Source organism: Acetobacter sp. DsW_063 (assembly GCF_002153745.1).
Taxonomy (GTDB): Bacteria; Pseudomonadota; Alphaproteobacteria; order Acetobacterales; family Acetobacteraceae; genus Acetobacter.
Genome location: NZ_JOPL01000068.1, coordinates 1 through 2,814 on the forward strand (window position 1 = coordinate 1; position 2,814 = coordinate 2,814).

At 62.5% G+C, this 2,814-nt stretch carries 2 protein-coding genes; both read left to right on the forward strand.

Annotated features, from left to right (window positions below; translation table 11 throughout):
- The first annotated feature begins 265 nt into the window (after positions 1-265).
- Positions 266-1,015: a fasciclin domain-containing protein gene (locus tag HK28_RS09640; protein ID WP_086644376.1), complete on the forward strand. Its 750-nt coding sequence runs from the start codon at positions 266-268 to the stop codon at positions 1,013-1,015.
- 73 nt (positions 1,016-1,088) lie between these two features.
- A complete protein-coding gene (locus tag HK28_RS09645; protein WP_255376468.1) occupies positions 1,089-2,447 on the forward strand; it encodes an 8-oxoguanine deaminase in 1,359 nt (452 codons plus the stop codon).
- The last annotated feature ends 367 nt before the right edge of the window (positions 2,448-2,814 follow it).

The window sequence follows — 2,814 nt, forward strand, 5'->3', positions numbered from 1 at the left end:
GCGGCTGGGGTAATGGCTGGGGCGGCGGTTGGGGTGGCGGCGGCGGAATGCCGCCCAGCTACTACAACAGCTCCTGCCAGACGACTTTTGAACTCGCCAACGGCGTCGTGTCCGGTTGGACGATGCGCGGCGACGGTTGCTAGGCCTGTGGTTTGAGACTGGACGCCATGTGCGACTTTCGCTCGGGAGACGGCTTTACGTCTTCGAAACCGGGCGCGAATACGCTCGGCGCGAGCCGTGTCGGTTGTGATGCGGTTGAATATCAATGATTGAAAACGTGAGGAACGGGATGCTGCCAGGTCTGGCTGGACGGTTCGGCGTGGCGGGGCTCGTCCTCGGGACGGCTCTGTCACTTGGAGGATGCGAAAGTTCCGCGAGGCAGGATCCCTATACGAAGCCCACCGGCACCTGCTCCTTCATGGCGCCCACGGTGTCCGGCGCCAGAACCTACGCCCCCAAAGGCGCCGCGCCAGACAGCGCGATCGCGTATCCGGACCCTGAAACGCCGATCTACTGCGACCGTCCGATTTCCGAATCGCTGATGGCCGCCATCGAACTGGCCGATTATCGCAAGGCGCTGCAGGACGCGGATCTGTTCAGGCTCCTTCAGCGAAACGGGCCGTTCACTGTGTTCGCTATCCCGAACAGTCCTTTGGAGCATTACTCCACACAGTTCCCCGGCGGGATTCTGGCTCCTACGAACGCTCCGGCCCTGAAGGCGCTTCTCTCCTACACGATCGTCCGCGGAAACTGGCCAGCGCCGAAGATCGCGAAGGCGATCGCGCATTCGCCGAACGGCGCGTTTGCACTGCCGACCATCGGTGGCGCTTCCATCATCGCGACGGTCGAGGCGTCGAGCGGCCAGATCATTCTGTCCAATGGCGCGGGCGTCGTGACGCGGCTGTGGGTTACGGGCGCGCCGCAGTCCAATGGCACGCTGTATTTCGTGCAATCGCTTCTGCCGCCGCCTGCAGCGCACAGCACCCCTGCCGCGGCTCCGGCGGGACGACGCTGAAACAGCCATTTCGTCTCATGCGACGCGGACCTGTGTTCTGGTAGAAAAAGCAAGCAGCCTGCGGAGGCCCGTCGTGACGAAAACCGTCCTGCTATCCAACGCCTATGTGGCGACCATGGACGGTCTGCGCCGGGAGTTGCCCGGCGGCTGGGTTCTGGTCACGGATAATCAGATTACGGCGGTCGGGGCGGCGACGGAACCAGAGCCCGAGGCGTCAGAGCGCATCGATCTTACCGGACATGTTCTACTGCCCGGCCTGATCAACACCCACCACCACATGTACCAGACGCTGACGCGCGCCGTGCCGGAGGCACAGGACGCATCCCTGTTCGGCTGGCTGCGTGCGCTGTATCCGATCTGGGCACGTCTGACGCCCGAGATGATCCGGGCCTCCACCCGCACAGCAATGGCGGAACTTCTGCTGTCGGGCTGCACCACCAGCAGTGATCATCTCTATCTGTTTCCCAATGGTGCTCGCCTGGACGATCAGATCGAGGCTGCAGAAGACATGGGCATGCGCTTTCACGCCGCGCGCGGCTCCATGAGCGTCGGCGAAAGCGACGGGGGCCTGCCGCCGGACTCGTTGGTCGAGAACGAGCGTTCGATTCTGGCCGATACGCAACGCGTGATCGAGCGGTGGCACGACGCCTCCCGCTTCTCCATGCGACGCGTCGTCGTCGCGCCATGTTCGCCTTTTTCGGTCAGCGAGGGGCTGATGCGCGACGCGGCGTTGCTCGCCCGCGCCACAGGCACGACCCTGCACACGCATCTTGCCGAGAACGACAGCGACGTCTCCTACAGCCTGGAGAAATTCGGAAAGACGCCTGCGCGTTACGCGGAAGATCTCGGCTGGCTTGGCGAAGACGTGTGGCACGCGCATTGCGTGAAACTCGATCAGGACGGGATTTCACGGTTCGCGGCGACACGAACGGGCGTCGCGCACTGTCCCTGCTCGAACATGCGGCTGGGCTCAGGCGTCGCGCCGGTGCGCAGGATGCGCGCAGCAGGCGTGCCGGTGGCTCTTGGCGTTGACGGTTCGGCGTCGAACGACGGCGGCCACATGCTGAGCGAGGCGCGGCAGGCGATGCTGCTGGGGCGCGTGCTGGATCAGACGAATGGCCCGCTGATGAGCGCGCGCGAGGTGCTGGAGATCGCGACGCGGGGCGGGGCGCAGGTGCTGGGCCGCGACGATGTCGGGGTGATCGAACCCGGTATGGCGGCGGATCTTGCGGCGTTCGACATCTCGGGGATCGAGCACGCGGGGGCGCAGTGTGATCCGCTTGCGGCGCTGCTGTTCTGTACGCCGGTGCGCGCGGCGCTGACGATGGTGAACGGTCGGGTGCTGGTGCGTGGTGGGGTTTTACTAGTCGCGGATGAGCGCGGGTTGGTCGTGGATCACTACCGGCTTGCTCGGGATTTGCTGAACGGGTGAGCAGCGGCACAAAATGCCGGACCACAGTTGCCAGCGGGAGCACCTGCCGGTCTTGTAATTTTGGATGTGCGCGATTCTGATTGCTACTACATTGCTTGTACATCGTGAATCTCAGTTGCGCATACATTTGGAGATTGCATGTCTAACTCTATTGATCTGGTCATTAGACGCCTTGATGACAAAGAAATATCCGACTTAGCCAAAGACATCAGATCAGGCTGGCCAGATGCCGAAACCGGATTAACTGTTGAGTTAGCGCCTAGCATAACGAGGCCTACGACCGAAGGTTTGGACATCCCAGCTAATCATAACATTATCAACCTAGGCTCAGGACCTATTAATTTATTGAAGTGAGCGAGAGGTTGTG